This is a genomic window from Streptomyces mesophilus, from assembly GCF_011044995.1.
In the GTDB taxonomy this organism is placed as follows: Bacteria; Actinomycetota; Actinomycetes; order Streptomycetales; family Streptomycetaceae; genus Streptomyces; species Streptomyces mesophilus.
Genome location: NZ_JAAKZW010000001.1, coordinates 115,214 through 133,107, shown reverse-complemented (window position 1 = coordinate 133,107; position 17,894 = coordinate 115,214). Strand labels below are relative to the sequence as shown.

15 protein-coding genes and 3 pseudogenes are annotated in these 17,894 nt (G+C 68.8%); 14 read left to right on the top strand and 4 right to left on the bottom strand.

Translation table 11 applies throughout. From position 1 onward, the window contains the following. Positions 1 to 8: 8 nt before the first annotated feature. Positions 9 to 1,166, bottom strand: coding sequence for an acyl-CoA dehydrogenase family protein (locus G6045_RS00540; protein WP_165329698.1), 1,158 nt, complete (start codon positions 1,164 to 1,166; stop codon positions 9 to 11). A 198-nt stretch (positions 1,167 to 1,364) separates the two neighbouring features. Here G6045_RS00540 and G6045_RS42095 point away from each other — a divergent pair. From G6045_RS42095 to G6045_RS00520, 5 genes and pseudogenes are all read left to right on the top strand, one after another. Then, positions 1,365 to 1,448: pseudogene (locus G6045_RS42095) on the top strand (zinc ribbon domain-containing protein); the annotation flags it as partial. 78 nt (positions 1,449 to 1,526) lie between these two features. Next, on the top strand, positions 1,527 to 1,730 hold the full coding sequence (locus tag G6045_RS42090; protein ID WP_328707614.1) for a hypothetical protein: 204 nt from the start codon (positions 1,527 to 1,529) through the stop codon (positions 1,728 to 1,730). Positions 1,731 to 1,747: 17 nt separating this feature from the next. Then, positions 1,748 to 2,611: a 3-hydroxybutyryl-CoA dehydrogenase gene (locus tag G6045_RS00530; protein ID WP_165329696.1), complete on the top strand. Its 864-nt coding sequence runs from the start codon at positions 1,748 to 1,750 to the stop codon at positions 2,609 to 2,611. Between the two features lie 179 nt (positions 2,612 to 2,790). Further along, a complete protein-coding gene (locus G6045_RS00525) occupies positions 2,791 to 4,248 on the top strand; it encodes an aldehyde dehydrogenase (protein WP_165329695.1) in 1,458 nt (485 codons plus the stop codon). A gap of 28 nt (positions 4,249 to 4,276) precedes the next feature. Continuing rightward, positions 4,277 to 5,356 carry a zinc-binding dehydrogenase gene (locus tag G6045_RS00520; RefSeq protein WP_165329694.1) on the top strand — a complete coding sequence of 360 codons (1,080 nt, stop codon included), beginning with the start codon at positions 4,277 to 4,279 and terminating at the stop codon, positions 5,354 to 5,356. Positions 5,357 to 5,674: 318 nt separating this feature from the next. On the opposite strand, the gene G6045_RS00515 is transcribed toward G6045_RS00520, so the two are convergent. Together G6045_RS00515 and G6045_RS00510 are read right to left on the bottom strand one after the other, a co-directional pair. Next, a complete protein-coding gene (locus tag G6045_RS00515) occupies positions 5,675 to 7,582 on the bottom strand; it encodes an alkyl/aryl-sulfatase (protein WP_165329693.1) in 1,908 nt (635 codons plus the stop codon). A 154-nt stretch (positions 7,583 to 7,736) separates the two neighbouring features. After that, positions 7,737 to 8,417, bottom strand: coding sequence for a TetR family transcriptional regulator (locus G6045_RS00510; RefSeq protein WP_165329692.1), 681 nt, complete (start codon positions 8,415 to 8,417; stop codon positions 7,737 to 7,739). 100 nt (positions 8,418 to 8,517) lie between these two features. Here G6045_RS00510 and G6045_RS00505 point away from each other — a divergent pair, with 100 nt between their 5' ends. Genes G6045_RS00505 through G6045_RS00485 form a run of 5 tightly spaced genes read left to right on the top strand, consistent with a single transcriptional unit; the run spans position 8,518 to position 14,192 of the window. Continuing rightward, complete coding sequence (locus tag G6045_RS00505) at positions 8,518 to 10,104, top strand: acyl-CoA mutase large subunit family protein (protein WP_165329691.1); 1,587 nt, start codon at positions 8,518 to 8,520, stop codon at positions 10,102 to 10,104. 29 nt (positions 10,105 to 10,133) lie between these two features. Next, positions 10,134 to 11,708, top strand: coding sequence for an acyl-CoA carboxylase subunit beta (locus G6045_RS00500; RefSeq protein WP_165329690.1), 1,575 nt, complete (start codon positions 10,134 to 10,136; stop codon positions 11,706 to 11,708). Between the two features lie 14 nt (positions 11,709 to 11,722). Continuing rightward, positions 11,723 to 11,932, top strand: coding sequence for an acyl-CoA carboxylase epsilon subunit (locus tag G6045_RS00495; RefSeq protein ID WP_165329751.1), 210 nt, complete (start codon positions 11,723 to 11,725; stop codon positions 11,930 to 11,932). 41 nt (positions 11,933 to 11,973) lie between these two features. Then, on the top strand, positions 11,974 to 12,438 hold the full coding sequence (locus tag G6045_RS00490) for a cobalamin B12-binding domain-containing protein (protein WP_206343124.1): 465 nt from the start codon (positions 11,974 to 11,976) through the stop codon (positions 12,436 to 12,438). Beyond that, positions 12,435 to 14,192 (top strand): acetyl/propionyl/methylcrotonyl-CoA carboxylase subunit alpha, encoded by a 1,758-nt coding sequence (locus G6045_RS00485; RefSeq protein ID WP_165329749.1) that lies wholly within the window; start codon positions 12,435 to 12,437, stop codon positions 14,190 to 14,192. The genes G6045_RS00490 and G6045_RS00485 overlap by 4 nt, the downstream gene beginning before the upstream one ends. A gap of 101 nt (positions 14,193 to 14,293) precedes the next feature. Here G6045_RS00485 and G6045_RS00480 read toward each other — a convergent pair whose 3' ends face one another. After that, a complete protein-coding gene (locus G6045_RS00480) occupies positions 14,294 to 14,719 on the bottom strand; it encodes a hypothetical protein (RefSeq protein WP_165329689.1) in 426 nt (141 codons plus the stop codon). Between the two features lie 314 nt (positions 14,720 to 15,033). Between G6045_RS00480 and G6045_RS00475 the strand changes: the two genes are divergently transcribed. From G6045_RS00475 to G6045_RS41070, 4 genes and pseudogenes are all read left to right on the top strand, one after another. Continuing rightward, the gene (locus tag G6045_RS00475; RefSeq protein ID WP_328707609.1) at positions 15,034 to 15,504 is read left to right on the top strand and encodes an FxLYD domain-containing protein; all 471 of its coding nucleotides are present in this window, start codon (positions 15,034 to 15,036) and stop codon (positions 15,502 to 15,504) included. Positions 15,505 to 15,695: 191 nt separating this feature from the next. Then, on the top strand, positions 15,696 to 16,373 hold the full coding sequence (locus tag G6045_RS00470; RefSeq protein WP_165329687.1) for a GAP family protein: 678 nt from the start codon (positions 15,696 to 15,698) through the stop codon (positions 16,371 to 16,373). An 89-nt stretch (positions 16,374 to 16,462) separates the two neighbouring features. Beyond that, positions 16,463 to 17,377 (top strand): annotated as a pseudogene (locus G6045_RS41075) (SulP family inorganic anion transporter); the annotation flags it as partial. Between the two features lie 118 nt (positions 17,378 to 17,495). Then, positions 17,496 to 17,885, top strand: a pseudogene (locus tag G6045_RS41070) (SulP family inorganic anion transporter); the annotation flags it as partial. Positions 17,886 to 17,894: the final 9 nt, after the last annotated feature.

Genomic DNA, 17,894 nt, shown 5'->3' with positions numbered 1-17,894 from the left:
GGGAGGGCTCAGAGCCCGAGATCTTTGGCGATGATCGTTTTCATGACCTCGCTGGTCCCGGCGTAGATCCGGTTGACGCGGGTGTCGGCGTAGAGCCGGGCGATGGGGTACTCGAGCATGTAGCCGTAACCCCCGTGCAGCTGCAGGCACTTGTCGATGACGCGGCCCGCGACCTCGGTGCAGAAGAGCTTGGCCTTGGCGGCGTCGGCGGCCGTCAGCTCGCCCGCGGCGTGCTCGAGGAGCGCGCGGTCGACGAATGCCTGGGCGGCGGCGACCTCGGTGGCGCATTCGGCGAGGACGAACTTGGTGTTCTGGAACGCGGCCACCGGCTTGCCGAAGACCTCTCGCTCACGCACGTACGCGGACGCGAAGCCGATCGCGCCGGCCGCGTTGGCATAGGCGTTGATCGCCGCGCCGAGACGCTCCACCACCAGGTTGTGGGTGAGGTAGGTGAACGCCGCGCCCTGCGTCCCGAGGAGGTTTTCGGCCGGGACCCGGACTCCGGTGAAGGACAACTCGGCGGTGTCCTGCGCACGCAGCCCGATCTTGTCGAGCTTGCGTCCCACCGCGAAGCCCTCGGACGACGTGTCCACGCACAGGATCGACAGCCCGCCGCGACGGTCCGCGGGATCGTACGGAGCGGTCCGGCAGACCACGAGGACAAGGTCGGCCTGCGCGCCGCCGGTGATGAAGGTCTTGGCGCCGTCGAGCACATAGTGGCTGCCGTCGCCCGAGAGCCGGGCCCGGGTGGTGATGCCCGCCAGATCGGAGCCGGTACCGGGCTCGGTCATGGCGATGGCCGTCATGATCTCGCCGGACAGGAAGCCGGGCAGCCAGCGCTTCTTCTGCTCCTCGCTACCGAACTCGAGGAGGTACGGCAACACCAGGCAGGTGTGCACCGATTCGGCACCGAACCCGACGCCCGCGCGCCCGCACTCCTCCCGGAGCACGGCCTGATAGGTGAAGTCGGTGACGCCCGCCCCGCCGTACTCCTCCGGCACGTTGATGCCCAGGACGCCCAGGGCGCCGAGCTTGCGGTACAGCTCGCGGGGCACGTGGCCCTGCCGCTCCCAGTCCGCGTAGTGGGGGACGACCTCTTCGGCGATGAACGCCCGGACGGTCGCCCGGAAAGCCTCGTGGTCCTCGGTGAACACGCTACGACGCACGGTCAGCCAATCCTTCCTGGCACGTCCGACGCATCCGTCGGACACGCATAAGTTAATCTGCAATAACCTGTGCGTCCAGAGCTGGTGTGCTCAACCCCCTGGAAACATTCGACTTCATGGCTTCCTATGTGATGTGTCGCTTGCCGGTTAGTGACAGACGCTAAGTTGCATCGACGAGCGAGAGGCGGAACCGATCCGATGGCAGCGGAACTCATCTACCAGCGCTGCCGGTGGTGCGGCACGGCCTCTTTCCGGAGGCTGCTGTGCCCGGCGTGCGCGTCGAGCGATCTCGACTCCCACCGGAGCGATGGCCGGGGCGTCGTCGTCCGGACGAACGTGCTGAGTCGCTACCGAAGAACGATGCGGAGCGAGTCGGTCGTCCGGTTCCCCGAGGGCTTCACGCTCCGCTGCCGGGTGATCGGCGTCCCGCCGCATCTCGTACGCGAGGGAACCCCGGTGCGTCCGGCGACGGGGAGCGACCAGGACGCCGTCGGCGACCTCGTCGTCGAAGTGTGCGGAGTGCGCGACACCGACGAGCGTGAACGGTGGCGCGGGCGACAGTGAGAGAGGACATCCCAAACATGCGTGAATTCCGACGAGTCGGGGTCGTGGGCTGCGGCCTCATGGGCTCCGGAATAGCCCAGGTCTGCGCACGCGCCGGCCTCGACGTGGTGGTCGCCGAGCGCGACGCGGAGGCGCTGGCCGCAGGCCGGTCCCGGCTGGTCGCCTCGCTCGACCGCGGCATGCGCGGCGGCAAGCTCACCGAGGAAGGGCGTGCCGAGACGCTCCGGAGGCTCGCCTTCACCTCCGACCTGGGCGACTTCGCCGACCGCGATCTGGTCATCGAGGCGGTCGCCGAGCGACGCGACGCCAAGGCCCTCGTGTTCGAGCGGCTCGACCGGGTGCTCGCCGACGGTGACGCGGTCATCGCCTCCAACACCTCGTCGATCCCGATCGTCGATCTGGCCGCCGTCACGGCGCGGCCGCAGAACGTCGTCGGTGTCCACTTCTTCAACCCCGTGCCGGTGCAGCGGCTGGTCGAGGTCATCCCCACCCAGCTCACCGCGCCCGAGATCGCGGACCAGGTGGCGGCCTTCGCCGAGCGGAGGCTCGGCAAGACGGTCATCCGGGCCAAGGACCGCGCAGGCTTCGTGGTCAACGCGCTGCTCGTTCCCTATCTCGTCTCCGCCGTGCGGATGCTCGAGTCCGGGGTGGCCTCGGCCGAGGACATCGACGCGGGCATGGTGCTCGGCTGCGCCCACCCGATGGGGCCGCTCCGGCTGCTCGACCTCATCGGTCTCGACACGGCGCTGTCGATCGCCGAATCGATGTACGAGGAGTTCAAGGAGCCGCTGTATGCCCCGCCGCCGCTGCTGCGGCGCATGGTGGCGGCCGGTGCCGTGGGCCGAAAGGCGGGGCGCGGCTTCCACGTCTACGCGAACTGACTTCGCTGTGGACAGGCGCGTTAGTGTGAATTAACTTATGGCTGCATCGGGCCGCTCTACGGCGGTTCCTGTGACACTCACTGAGCATCTCCCATTCACTTCGACAGACCCTCCCGATCGCTTGGCGGACCGTCGTCCGGCATCGCCCTGCCTGCGCAACCACAGCGAGGACCCCGCACATGACCGACATCCTGGAACGGCGCACGCTCTTCATCGGCGGGCGGTGGGTCGAGCCCGCCGGCCGCGACACCATCGAGGTGGTCTCGCCTGCGACCGAGCAGGTCGTCGGACGCGTTCCGCATGCCGCACCCGAGGACGTGGACCGCGCGGTCGCCGCCGCCCGCGAAGCGTTCGACCACGGCCCGTGGCCCCGGATGACGCCCGCCGAGCGCATCGAGATCGTCACGCGGATCAAGGACGGTCTCCTCGACCGCCATCAGGAGCTCGCCGAGCTGATCACCCTCCAGAACGGCAGCCCCATCACCTTCTCCGTACGGGCGCAGGCGCTCAGTGCCGTCGCCGCCTTCGGCACCACCCTTGCCGTCGCGGCCGGCCTCCCGGCGGAGGAGGAGCGGACCGGCCTGACCGGCCCCCTCCTGATCCGCCGTGAGCCGGTCGGCGTGGTCGCCGCCGTCACCCCGTGGAACGTGCCCCAGCTGACCATCGCGGGCAAGCTCGCGCCCGCGCTGCTCGCCGGCTGCACCGTGGTCCTCAAGCCCTCCCCGGAAACGCCCCTGGACGCCTACCTCCTGGCCGAGGTGTGCGAGGCCGCCGGGCTGCCGGAAGGAGTGCTCAGCGTTCTGCCGGCGGATCGGGAGACCAGCGCGTACCTGGTCGCCCACCCGGACGTCGACAAGGTCGCCTTCACGGGCTCGGTCGGCGCGGGCAAGCAGATCATGGCCGCCGCCGCCCAGAACCTCACCCGCGTCACGCTGGAGCTCGGCGGCAAGTCCGCGGCGATCCTCCTGGAGGACGCGGACCTCGACGCCGCCCTGCCGAACCTCGTCATGGGCGCCTTCGCGAACAGCGGCCAGGCATGCGTCGCGCTCACCCGCATCCTCGCCCCGGCGAGCCGCTACGACGAGATCGCCGCGAAACTCACGGCGGCCGTCTCCTCGCTCAAGGTCGGCGACCCGTCGGACCCGGCCACGATGATCGGCCCGATGGTCACCGAGCGGCAGCGGCAGCGGAACCTCGACTACATCGCGATCGGACAGGCAGAAGGCGCCAAGCTCCTCACCGGCGGCGGTATCCCCGAGGGCCTCGACACCGGCTGGTATCTGGAGCCCACCCTGTTCGGCGACGTCGACAACGGGATGCGGATCGCCCAGGAGGAGATCTTCGGCCCCGTCATCTGCCTGATCCGCTACGAGGACGAGGCCGACGCCGTACGGATCGCCAACGACTCCCCGTACGGCCTGGCCGGCACCGTCTGGGCGGGCACGGACGAGCACGGTATCGAGATCGCTCGGCAGATCCGTACTGGCACCTACTCCGTCAACTGCCAGCGCTTCGACGTCGCCGGTCCGTTCGGCGGCTTCAAGAACTCCGGGATCGGGCGTGAGTTCGGCCCCGAGGGCTTCGCGGCGTACCAGGAGACCAAGACCGTCCACCTGCCCGCCCCGGCCCGGGCCTGACCCCCGTCCCACCCACGAGGAGCACATCATGCACGCAGCAGTACTGCACAAGACCGGTGACGACACGCTGGACGTCGTCGACGTCGAGCCGGTTTCCTTCGGCCCCGGCCGGGTCCGGGTCAAGATGCACAAGGCCGGGCTCTGCCACTCCGACCTGTCGGCCATGAGCGGTGTGCTCGCGCACCCCGCGCCGTTCGTCCCCGGCCACGAGGGCGCGGGCGAGGTAACCGAGGTCGGCGAGGGTGTCACGCACGTCAAGCCCGGCGACCGCGTCATCGTCTGCTGGATGCCGCCGTGCGACGCGTGTCCCTCCTGCAAGGCGGGCGACGGACATCTCTGCCGCAGCGGTCACCGCAATCTCGCCAACCCCAACTTCCGCAGCGGGGAGGCGATCGTCCCCGGCATGCTCGGTGCCGGCACCTTCGCCGAGGAGACCGTCATCGCGGCCTATGCGGCGATACCGATCCCCGACGACGTGCCGTACGACATCGCCGCCCTCATCGGCTGCGGTGTCACCACCGGCATCGGAGCGGCTCTCAACACCGCCAAGGTGAAGCCGGGTTCGTCGGTCGTCGTGATCGGTCTCGGCGGCGTCGGCATCAGCATCCTGCAGGGCGCCAAGGTCGCGGGCGCGGCGCGGATCATTGCCGTGGACCCGACGCCCAACCGCCGTGAGTGGGCGCTCGAGTTCGGCGCCACCGAGGCCATCGCCCCCGAGGAACTGCCGGACACCGTCAAGCGGCTGACCGGAGGCTTCGGCTTCGACTACGCCTTCGAGGCCGTCGGCAAGGCCGGCACCCTGCGCGCCGCGTACGACGCCACCCGGCTCGGCGGCACGGTCTGTCTCGTCGGCGCCGGTGCACGCACCGACATGACCGACATCAGCATGGCCGAACTGGTCCTCAACGAGAAGGCGATCCTGCCCTCGTTCTACGGCGGCGCCGACATCCGCCGCACCTACGCCACGATTATCGACCTGTGGCGCGCGGGCCGCATCGACCTGGAGTCGATGATCACCCACCACGTACCGCTGACGGACATCAACGAGGCGATCCGTCAGATGCACACCGGCGAGGCGCTGCGCACCATCATCGACATCGCCGAGTGACACCGCGGGGGTGCCATGGCGGTCGCGTCCGACCGCCACGGCACCCCCGCCGACGGACCTTGCCGTTCGCCGGAACGGCCCACCAGTCTCGCGGCCCGGGACGCTCACGAGGAGCGCGGCTGGCAGTCGAACAGGGCTGATGGCGATTCCGATGGCCGAGGCCAGCATCTGGCCGATCGCATCACCCATGACCGGGCTCCAGTCTCGGGCCCGTGTAGGGACCTCCTGGACAGACGAACGACTGCAGGTCAGTTCGGTTCGATGGAGGTGCTGAGTGAGTGCCGCATGTGTGGCAGACGCTGCTCGAGATTCGCTCCGCTACGGCGTGACGATGGCGAAGTCGGTGTCGAACACGTCGAGCACCCCCGCATAGGCATCCAGGGCGGCGGCTTCGCCTTCCAGCTTGATCTGGCCGGCCTCTGCGAGCTTCGCTGCCGTGGACGGCTGGAGTACGGCGCCGACCAGTGCGCGCTTTGGTCCGGTGACCGTGAGCTGCGCATCGGGGGAGGCACCTCGACGGGCGTTGAGGACCCCGTTGGTCACCCACATGTTCCAGGTCTCGTCGAGGTCGGTGAACGCGTAGTTGATACGTACGTCCACCTCGGCCGCCTTCTCGCCGATCACGTGAATGGCCGCGTAGTCGAAGAGGATGTCCAGCGGCATGGCGAGGACGGTGTCCGGGCTTGCCGAGGCGAACCGTGCGGGCGTGACGCCCTGACGCAGTTCCTTGGCCGCGGTGAGGAAGATGTGCCGCCACTGCGGGCCCTCGACCTGGTAGCCCATCTGCTCGTACGCGTCGGCCTGCAGCTCCTTGGCGTCCTGGTTCTCCGGGTCGGCGAAGACCACGGTGTGCAGTACCTCGACCGCCCACCGATACTCACCGGCCTCGACCGCGCGCCGGCCCTCGGCGATGAGCGCGTCCGCGCCGACCAACTGGACCCACTTCGTGGCGGATTCGACCGGCGGCAGCGGATGCAACGAGACGGGGTCCCCGTCCCACATGCCCAGCTCCTTGGTGAACACCGCCCGCACGTCGTGGTGGAGCGTGCCGTGATAGTCACGGTTGAACCACTTGCGGCCGAGGACCTCGGGAAGGCGGATGACTTCGGCGGCCTCCAGCGGGGTGTAGCCCTGGTTGGCGAGCCGCAGCGCCTGGTCGTGGATGTACTTGTAGGTGTCGCGCTGTGACTCCAGGAAGGCGACGACCTTGGAGTTTCCCCACACCGGCCAGGTGTGCGGTCCGTAGTGGACCTCCACGTCCGCGCCCCAGCGCTCGATGGTCTCGTCGAGGTAGCGGGCGAAGTTGCGGGCATCGCGGGTGCGCGCGCCGCGCAGAGTCTGGATGTTGTGCAGCGAGTGGTTGGCGTTCTCCGCGCAGGTCAGGGCCTTCAGCTCGGGGATCCAGATGTGCATCTCCTCCGGTGCCTCGGTGTCGGGCGCGTAGAGGAACTCGAAGGTGAGCCCGGCGATCGTGCGGCGCTGGCCGGTCTCGGTGATCGGATCGGTCGGTGAGATGTACGTGATGGTCTTCTTGCCCGGGTTCGCGATCGCGATCCCGCAGGAGCAGACCTGGTGCGGATCGAAGTCGAGGAGCACTCCGAAGGCGTAGCTTCCTCGGCGGGACATGGCGTTTCCCGCGACGACGTTCTCGCCGATCGCGTACTTGTCGAACGAGGCGATCGTGCCGGGTGCGATGATCGGCACCTTTCCGGAGGCGACGTCCGCCTCGTCCACGACGCCCTTGACCCCGCCGTAGTGGTCGATGTGTGTGTGCGTGTAGATCACGGCCGCCACCGGCTTGTCGGCCACGTGCTCGCGGAAGAGCGCCATGGCCGCGCTCGCGGCCTCGACGGAGGTGGCGCAGTCGATGACGATCAGCCCGTCGTCGCCCTCCACGATCGTCAGGTTGCCGGTGTCGGTGTTCCGTACCTGGTAGAGGCGGTCCACGACTTTGTAGAGGCCGGGCTCGTGAATGATCTGCGACTGGCGCCACAGGCTCGGATTGACCGTGTCGGGTGCTTCGGCGTCCCCGTTCAGGAACGCTGTGCTGCTCGCGTCGAAGAGGAGGGAGCCGTCGGCGAGGGGGATCTTCCCGTCGGGGATCGGAGCGACCAGGCCGCGCCGTGAGGTCTCGAAGTCCTCACGGTCCGCGAAGTCATACAGGGCCACGGCGGCCCGGTTCACTGCGGCGGTGGCCGCACTGGCGGCCTTCGGCGTGTACGACATGGTTCCTCCGGTCGCCGGGGCGAGCGCGATCGGACGCGCTCCGTAGCCCTCCGGAAAACGTCACACGCGCCATGTCGGCCCGCAACTGGACCAAACGGCGGAGCGCGGTCGCCGGACGCTCGCCCGGGTTAGCCGACCGCCTCGGTGGATGTCCTCAGGGCCCTTCCTCGACAAGACGCCGCAACTGGGGGAGGAGGGCTTCGAGGTCCTGGCCGGTCCGGAACGCCACGACGGTGGTGCCGTCACCAAGGGATCCGGACTCGGACGAACGCGCGGGGAAGAGAGCCAGCACCTCGCGCATCGCCTCGTCCACCTCCGCCGCAGGGTCGGAGGACTCCCCGCGCAGCCATCGGCGCAGTACGTGGTTGTGGGCCGCGACCACGTTCGCCGCCATCAACTCGGCGCGCAGAGACGCTGCTTCGGTCGGATCACCCATCCAGTCCGCGATGAACTCGCGGAACAGACGCTGATAACGGGCCACGCTCGCGATCTCGCGGTCGCGCAGCGCGGAGACCTTGCTCGTGAGGCGGTAGCGGCGGCGGGCGAGGTCGCCCTCCTCCAAGTAGTGCAGCAGTACGAGGCGGACGGCGTCGGAGACGGCGACCAGGGCGGTGCCGCTGCTCGACGTGTTCAGCCGGTCCCTGATCAGGTCGAGGAGCCGGTCGTGGTCCGGGAAGATCACTTCTTCCTTGGACCGGTAGTACCGGAAGAACGTCGAGCGTCCGACCTCGGCGCGTTCGGCGATGTCGTCGACGGTGGTCTGCTCGTACCCGCGCTCGTCGAAGAGGGCGAACGCGGCGTCGGCGAGACGGGTCCGCACAGGTGGCTTGCTCATGATCGCCCATCCTTCCTCGTCCCGGCATGTGAGGGCCACTTGCCTCCCGGAATGGTACTGAGTACCGTCTTGACGATATCGAGTACCAAGGGAGATTGTCGTGGAACCCGTTGCGCGCAGTGAGTCCGGCCTGCCCATCAAGCCGCTCTACGACGGCTGGGACCTGGCGGAATTCGACGCCGACGCCCGCCTCGGAGCGCCCGGCCGGTATCCGTTCACCCGCGGCGTCTATCCCACGATGTACACGGGGCGGCCCTGGACGATGCGCCAGTACGCCGGGTTCGGCACGGCGAAGGAGTCCAACGAGCGCTATCACGAGCTGGTCAATGCCGGTACCGGCGGCCTGAGCGTGGCATTCGATCTGCCGACGCAGATGGGGCACGACTCGGACGAGGCGGTGGCGCAGGGCGAGGTCGGCAAGGTCGGTGTCGCCATCGACTCGCTCGACGACATGCGCACCCTGTTCCAGGGCCTGCCGCTGGACAAGGTCTCCACGTCGATGACGATCAACGCGCCTGCGTCGACCCTGCTCCTGATGTACCAGCTGGTCGCGGCCGAACAGGGTGTGAGCGGCAGCCGGCTGACCGGCACGATCCAGAACGATGTGCTCAAGGAGTACATCGCCCGCGGCACGTACATCTTCCCGCCGAAGCAGTCGCTGCGGCTGATCAGCGACATTTTCGCCTACTGCCACCGCGAGCTGCCGCGCTGGAACACCATCTCGATCTCCGGCTATCACATGGCGGAGGCCGGGGCCACGCCCGTGCAGGAGATCGCGTTCACCCTCGCCAATGCGAAGGAATACGTACGGACGGCGATCGCCGCCGGCTTGGACGTGGACGACTTCGCGCCGCGCCTTTCGTTCTTCTTCGTCGCGAGGACGACCCTGCTGGAGGAAGTCGCCAAGTTCCGGGCCGCACGCCGCATGTGGGCGCGCATCATGCGCGACGAGTTCGGAGCGAAGAACCCCAAGTCGCAGATGCTGCGCTTCCACACCCAGACGGCGGGCGTGCAGCTCACCGCGCAGCAGCCCGAGGTGAACCTCGTCCGCGTCGCGCTGCAAGGACTCGGTGCGGTGCTCGGCGGCACGCAGTCCCTGCACACCAATTCCTACGACGAGGCCATCGCGCTGCCCACGCAGAAGGCGGCACGGCTTGCCCTGCGCACCCAGCAGGTCATCGCGTACGAGACCGACGTCACGCGCACCGTCGACCCGTTCGCCGGGTCCTACGTCGTGGAGTCGATGACCGACGACATCGAGGCGGCGGCCATGGAGTTGATCCAGGCGGTGGAGGACCGCGGCGGCGCCGTCGCCGCGATCGAACAGGGCTTCCAGAAGTCCGAGATCGAACGGTCCGCGTACCGCGTCGCGCTGGAGATCGACCATCAGGAGCGGACCGTCGTCGGCGTGAACAAGTACGCCCTCGACGAGGAGGAGCCCTACGAGCCGCTGCGCGTCGATCCGAGGATCGAGGCCGAGCAGTGCGAGCGGCTGGCCCTCCTGCGCAAGGAGCGGGACGGCGATGCGGTCGAGCGGGCGCTCGACGACCTGCGCACCGCAGCCCGGGGCAGCGACAACGTGCTGTTCCCGATGCGGGAGGCGCTGCGGCACCGTGCGACGGGCGGCGAAGTCGCCCATGCGCTGCGCGATGTATGGGGCGCGCATGTCCCCGTCGACACGTTCTGACTCTCTGGAAACGGCAGGAGCACAACCACATGGAAGACATCGACATCCATACGACGGCGGGGAAAATCGCCGATCTGCAGCGCCGTATCGATGAAGCGACCCATGCCGGTTCGGCGCGCGCGGTGGAAAAGCAGCACGCGAAGGGCAAGTTGACGGCTCGTGAGCGGATCGAGCTGCTCATGGACGAGGGTTCGTTCGTGGAGCTGGACGAGTTCGCCCGGCACCGCTCGACCGACTTCGGGCTCGATGCCAACAAGCCGTACGGCGATGGTGTCGTCACCGGGTACGGGACCGTCGACGGGCGTCCGGTGGCGGTGTTCTCGCAGGACTTCACGGTCTTCGGCGGGGCGCTCGGCGAGGTCTTCGGGCAGAAGATCATGAAGGTGATGGACTTCGCCCTCAAGACGGGCTGTCCGGTGATCGGGATCAACGACTCGGGCGGCGCGCGCATCCAGGAGGGTGTGATGGCGCTCGGGATGTACGGCGAGATCTTCCGCCGCAACACCCACGCGTCGGGTGTGATCCCGCAGATCTCGCTGGTCGTCGGCCCGTGTGCGGGCGGCGCGGTGTATTCGCCGGCGATCACCGATTTCACGGTGATGGTGGATCAGACCTCGCACATGTTCATCACGGGCCCGGACGTCATCAAGACGGTCACCGGCGAGGACGTCGGCTTCGAGGAGCTGGGCGGCGCGCGCACCCACAACTCCACCTCGGGTGTGGCGCATCACATGGCGGGTGATGAGAAGGACGCGATCGAGTACGTCAAGTCGCTGCTGTCCTACCTGCCGTCGAACAACCTGTCCGAGCCGCCGGCCTTCCCGGAGGAGGCGGATCTCGAACTGTCGGATGAGGACCGCGAGTTGGACTCGCTGATCCCGGACAGCGCGAACCAGCCGTACGACATGCACACCGTGATCGAGCATGTGCTGGACGACGGTGAGTTCTTCGAGACGCAGTCGATGTTCGCGCCGAACATCCTCACCGGCTTCGGCCGGGTCGAGGGCCGTCCGGTCGGCATTGTCGCCAACCAGCCGCTGCAGTTCGCGGGCTGTCTGGACATCAACGCCTCGGAGAAGGCGGCGCGGTTCGTGCGCACCTGTGACGCGTTCAATGTGCCGGTCCTGACCTTCGTGGACGTGCCGGGCTTTTTGCCGGGTGTGGACCAGGAGTACGGCGGCATCATCCGGCGCGGCGCCAAGCTGATCTACGCGTATGCGGAGGCCACGGTCCCGCTGATCACGATCATCACGCGCAAGGCGTTCGGCGGCGCGTATGACGTGATGGGCTCCAAGCACCTGGGCGCCGACCTCAACTTGGCCTGGCCGACCTCCCAGATCGCCGTCATGGGCGCGCAGGGTGCGGTCAACATCCTGCACCGCAAGACCCTCGCCGCCGCCGATGATGTGGAGGCCACGCGGGCCCGGCTGATCCAGGAGTACGAGGACACGCTCCTCAACCCGTATACGGCGGCCGAGCGCGGCTACATCGACGCCGTGGTGATGCCTTCGGAGACCCGCCGCCAGGTCGTCCGCGGGCTGCGTCAACTGCGTACGAAGCGCGAGTCGTTGCCCCCGAAGAAGCACGGCAACATCCCCCTCTAGGAGGTCCGCCGATGATGATCAAGGTCGTCCGGGGCAACCCGACCCCGGAGGAGCTCGCCGCCGCCCTGGCGGTGGTCCAGGCGCGCGCCGCGGCCGGTGCCAGGCCAGCCCCGGAGCAGGCGGCTGTGGCAAACGCATGGGTACGCGCCGTGCGCCCAGGGGTGCCACACCGGCTGCCCGTACCAGGACCGACGTCGTGGCGTACATCCTGCTGGCCGTGTTGAGCCGCCCACCGGTGCCTGCTGAACTTTCGATCGGAGAGAACATGAATTCCCCGCACCAGAAGCTGCCGGGTCCAGGTGGCGCGATCGCGCCGCGTGCCCGCGTGGTGATCGCCAAGCCCGGCCTCGACGGCCATGACCGGGGCGCCAAGGTCATTGCCCGCGCACTGCGCGACGCCGGATACGAGGTCATCTATACCGGCCTGCACCAGACGCCGGAGCAGATCGTCGCCACCGTCATCGCGGAGGACGCGCCGCTGCTCGGCCTGTCGGTGCTGTCAGGCGCCCATCTGTCCATTGTGGAGCGGGTGTTGGCGCTGCTGGAGCGGCAGGACGCCGCGGACACGAAGCTGCTGGTCGGCGGGATCATCCCCGATGCCGACGTCCGGGCGCTCGAGGCGATGGGCGTCGATGCCGTCTTCACCCCCGGAGCCGGGATCGCGGGGATCGTCGAGACGGTCCACCGTCTCACCACTCACCTGAACGATGCGCTGGAGCCTGCATGCTGACCAAAGTCCTGATCGCCAACCGTGGCGAAATTGCTGTCCGTGTGGCCCGGGCGTGCCGGGACGCGGGGATCGCGAGCGTAGCCGTCTACGCCGATCCGGACCGGGACGCTCTGCATGTGCGGGCCGCGGACGAGGCGTTCGCCCTGGGCGGTGACACCCCGGCGACCAGCTACCTGGACATGGACAAGGTCCTCAAGGCCGCCCGTGAGTCCGGCGCGGACGCCGTTCACCCCGGGTATGGCTTCCTGTCCGAGAACGCCGAGTTCGCGGCTGCGGTCCTGGACGCGGGTCTGATCTGGATCGGCCCGCCGCCGCAGGCGATCCGCGACCTGGGTGACAAGGTTGCCGCGCGGCATATCGCGCAGCGCGCGGGTGCCCCGCTGGTGGCCGGTACGCCGGATCCGGTGTCGGGCGCGGACGAGGTGGTGGCGTTCGCCGAGGAGCACGGTCTGCCGATCGCGATCAAGGCCGCCTTCGGTGGCGGCGGCCGTGGTCTGAAGGTCGCCCGCACCCTCGAAGAGGTCCCGGAGCTCTACGACTCGGCCGTGCGCGAGGCGGTCGCCGCCTTCGGCCGCGGCGAGTGCTTCGTCGAGCGCTACCTGGACAAGCCGCGCCATGTGGAGACCCAGTGCCTGGCCGACTCCCACGGCAATGTGGTCGTCGTCTCCACCCGTGACTGCTCGCTGCAGCGCCGCCACCAAAAGCTCGTCGAGGAGGCGCCCGCGCCGTTCCTGACCGAGGAGCAGAACAAGCAGCTGTACGCGGCCTCCAAGGCGATCCTCAAGGAGGCCGGCTACGTCGGCGCCGGCACCGTCGAGTTCCTCGTCGGCGCCGACGGCACGATCTCCTTCCTCGAGGTCAACACCCGCCTCCAGGTGGAGCACCCGGTCACCGAAGAGGTCACCGGCATCGACCTGGTGCGCGAGATGTTCCGTATCGCGGACGGGGAGGAGCTCGGCTACGGGGACCCGGAGATCCGCGGCCACTCCTTCGAGTTCCGTATCAACGGCGAGGACCCGGGGCGCAACTTCCTGCCCGCGCCCGGCACCGTGACCTTGTTTGCGCCGCCGACCGGCCCCGGTGTCCGCCTGGACGCGGGCGTCGAGTCCGGCAGCGTGATCGGCCCGGCCTGGGACTCGCTGCTCGCCAAGCTGATCGTGACCGGTGCGACCCGTGAGCAGGCGCTGCAGCGCGCGGCGCGTGCGCTGGCGGAGTTCAAGGTCGAGGGCATGGCCACGGCCATCCCGTTCCACCAGGCGGTCGTGGTCGACGAGGCGTTCACCGCCTCGCCGTTCACGGTCCACACCCGCTGGATCGAGACCGAGTTCGTCAACGAGATCAAGCCCTTCACGCTCACCCCGGACGCGTCCGAGGACGAGGACGAGGCGGGCCGCGAAACGATCGTCGTCGAGGTCGGCGGCAAGCGCCTGGAGGTCTCGCTGCCCTCGTCGCTCGGCATGACGCTCGCCCGCACGGGCCTCGCGGCCGGCGCCAAGCCGAAGCGCCGCGCGGCGAAGAAGTCAGGCCCGGCGGTCTCCGGCGACTCTCTCGCCTCGCCGATGCAGGGCACCATCGTCAAGGTCGCCGTCGAGGAGGGCCAGGAGGTCGCCGAGGGCGATCTGATCGTGGTCCTGGAAGCCATGAAGATGGAACAGCCCATCAACGCCCACCGCGCCGGCACCATCAAGGGCCTGGCCGCCGAGGTCGGCGCCTCGCTCACCTCGGGTGCGCTGATCTGCGAGATCAAGGACTGATTCCGGCCCCGACCTCCGACATGAAGCGCCCGTTGGACAACAGATGGTTCAGCGGGCGCTTCGCGTCGGATCCTGGGCCGTGCGGAACATGAGGGTGAAGGTCAGGGGCACTTGAGGCCGGTCGAAGCAGCGGCAACTGTCTCGTCGAGCTTTTCGATCTGCGGCTTCAGCTTCGCCACCCCCTGCGCGCCCGTCGTGTCGCCCGGGAGGTCGCCGTAGGCCTGCTTGAGGTCGTCGGCGGCGCCCTGCACGGCGTCCTTCTTCGCGGAATCCAGTTCGTTCAGGTGCTCCGACACGTCGTCCCAGTCGTCGACGACGTCGTTGTAGGCGTCCTGGAACTGTTCTTTGGTGGCCGAGGCGTCCAGTGCCTTCAACTTGGCGTTGTCCGCCTTGAGCTCGGACAGGTCGCTGCAGAGTTCGCTCGCCGCTTGGGTGGCCTCGTCCTTGGGGGACTCGTCATCCGAGCAGGACGTCACGGTGAGAGCCAGCGCAGCACATGCGGCGGCCGAAATGAGCAGGCGTTTCATGGAACCTGTCCTCTCAAGGCCGCCAACCGGCCTATACGGTGCTAAAGATCGCATAAGGGAGTGAATCGCGCACCCGTGGAAACCGGTCACTGGAATGGCCCACGCCGATCGCGGGCTGCGGCTCACGCCAGCACTCTCTAGGCATGGGTCGAGGTGGCGAAGGAGCGCGGCCCGCACAAGGCCGCGGAACTGCGCAAGCGACTCGGCCGTCCTCCTCTGACCCTTCCCTGGAACAGACACCCGAACTGCAAGGCCAAGGAGGCTCCGACATGCGTGGACGTTGGATACGGCGAGTTTCAGGCGGGGCGGTCGCGGTGCTGGTAGCCGTAGGTGTGGCGGGCTGCTCCGGTGACGGCAGTGCGTCCGATACCGCCTCCCGAGCCGCTTCGGCGGCCTCTTCCGTGGGCGCCGAAGCGCGCGACGCAGCTTCCTCGGCTGCCTCACAGGCATCCGAGGCCGTCGCATCGGCGACCGCGGCCGCACAGCAGAAGCTGGACGAGATCAAGGGCGGGGCCGACGCGAAGGCCCAGGTGGAGCTGTCCGATCAGGCGACGGACTCGGAGGGCCGGACCACCGTGAAGGTGACGGTCGACAACACCGCGGACTCGGCGAAGTCCTTCGCCGTCCAGGTCAGCTTCAAGGACGACGGCGGCAACCTGCTCGACACCGTCGTGACCACTGTTCCGGACGTGGCCGGCGGCGAGTCCGCGGACGCCACCGCGCGCAGCACCCACAAGCTGAGCGGCGAAGTGAAGGCCGAGGTCGCCACTGCACTGCGGTACTGAGAGAGCACCCGCCGGTACTCAGTCGGCGCCCGCACTTCACCCGCCCGCTGAACCGGAGCGGGCGGCGAACTGGCTGCCCACGCCCGACGGGGCCCTTCTCGGTGGTCATCCGCCTGTACGGGCCACAAGCTCCCGTCCTGGACGGCAACTGGCCGCTGCCCGCGCTCACCGTTCGGACTAGGAGGCTTCTGATGGGCGATGCCATCGGACAGATGCTGGCGTCGGCGGTCGGTATCGCCATCAGCCCCGTGCCGCTGATCGCCGTGGTGCTGATGCTGGCGACCCCACGCGGCAAGGTGAACGGCACCGCGTTCGCGGTGGGTTGGCTGGTCACGCTCGGGGCGATCACCACGGTGGTGGTCCTGGTGGGGTCGGGAGCCGGAGCCGATGACGGAGGAACGCCCGCCTCCTGGACGTACTGGCTCAAGCTCGCTCTCGGCGTCCTCTTCCTCCTCATGGGCGTCAAGCAGTGGAAGGGGCGGCCGAAGGAGGGCGAGGAGCATCAACTGCCCGGGTGGATGCGGGCGATCGACACCTTCACCCCCGGTAAGGCGGCCGGGCTCGCCGCCCTGTTGTCCGGCGCCAACCCGAAGAACCTGGTGCTGGCCGTCGGCGGAGCGGCCTCCATCGCGAGCAGTCCGGCCAGTGGCGGCGGCAAGGCCGTGGCGGGCGTCCTGTTCGTCCTGATCGGCTCGCTGTGCGTGCTGCTCCCGCTGCTCGTGTACGTCTTCGGGGGAGCCAAGGCGGAGCGCGTGCTGGAGAGCTGGAAGGGGTGGATGGGGGCACACAACGGGGCGATCATGACAGTCGTTCTGGTGGTGCTGGGCGCCAAGTACGTCGGAGACGCGATCAGCGGACTGGCCTCCTAGTGGGGCTGCCGCGCCCGCGTCTTGGCAGGCCGAAGCCGTCGGATGTGTCCGCCGGTCTCGTGACGGGCCTGTTCTCCATCCCGGAGGGCATGGCTTACGCGGCGATCGGCGGCTTCAACCCGGTGGCCGGCATCTACGCGGGCGTCGTGCCGACCATCCTGAGCTCGCTCTTCGCCCGTACGGTCCTGATGGTCACCACCCTCACCTCCGCCATCGCCCTCACCTCCCAGAGCGTGCTCGCGGAGGCCGGCCTCGACGGCACCGACGCGGGTAACGTCGCCACGCTCGCGGTGCTGGCCGGGGCGGTGATGGTGCTCCTCGGGGTGGTGCGGCTCGGTGTCGTCATGTCCTTCGTGTCGAACGCGGTCATGACCGGTTTCTCCGTCGGGATCGCCCTCCAGATCATCACCGGGTCGCTCAAGGACGCCACCGGCTACAAACCGGTCGGCCATAACAAGCTCACCCAACTCACCGGCTGGCTCTGGCACTTGGGCGACTGGAAGCCCGCCGCCACCCTCACCGCCCTGGCCGCGGTCGCCGTCTGGGCCCTCGTACGGATGATGGGAAGGCTGAAGCCGGTGGCGATCCTGATCGCCCTGCTCCTGGTCAGCGTGGGCGTCGGCATCCTCGGCACACACGTGGAGCTGGCCCGCGACATCGCGCATATCCCCGCCGCGCTGCCCTCGTTCACCGCCCCCGATCTCTCCGCCGTCGCCACCCTGCTTCCCGGCGCCTTCGCGGTCGCGTTGGTCGGTCTCGCCCAGGCCGCCTCCATCGGGCCGACCGTGCCCAATCCCGACGGCCGCAAGTCCTCCGTGAACGGCGACTTCGTCGCACAGGGCCTCGGCAACATCGGCGGCGGCCTGTTCGGGGCGCTGCCGGCCGGCGGGTCGATGTCCCGCACCGGCATCGCGGTCAGCGCCGGGGCCCGCACCCGCTGGACCGGTATCTTCGCCGGCCTGTGGCTGGCCCTGCTCGTTCTCACGCTCGGCTCGCTCGCCGAACGCATCCCGATGCCGGTGATCGGCGGCCTGATCATCGTTATCGGCTGCGAACTGATCATCGGCCGCATCCCGGAACATCGTCTTCGTCCTGCGGACGTCCTGGCTGTCGGCAACCGCGATGGCCGTGACCTTCCTCGCCACCACCCAACTACCGCTCCAGCAAGCCATCGTGATCGGCGCGGTGCTCTCCCTGGTCCTTTACTGCGTGCAGGCGGCCCGCCAGAGCGATCTGCACGCCCTGGTCGAGACCAACGACGGGAGGTGGCGGGTCACGTCGGTCCCCGCCCGCATCGAGCCCGGCACCGTCACGGTCCTGTACTACGGCGGCACGTCCCTGTTCGCGGAGGCGCCCCGGCTCGACGAGCAGTGGCCCGACACCCGCGACGCACACGGCGCGGTCGTCGTCCTCGGTCTGCGCGGCGTGCCCGACGTGCCGTCGTCCGCAGTACTGAAACTCTTCCGCCGCTACGCCCGCAATCTGCGCGACAACGGCGGCCGCCTCTACCTGGCCGGTGTC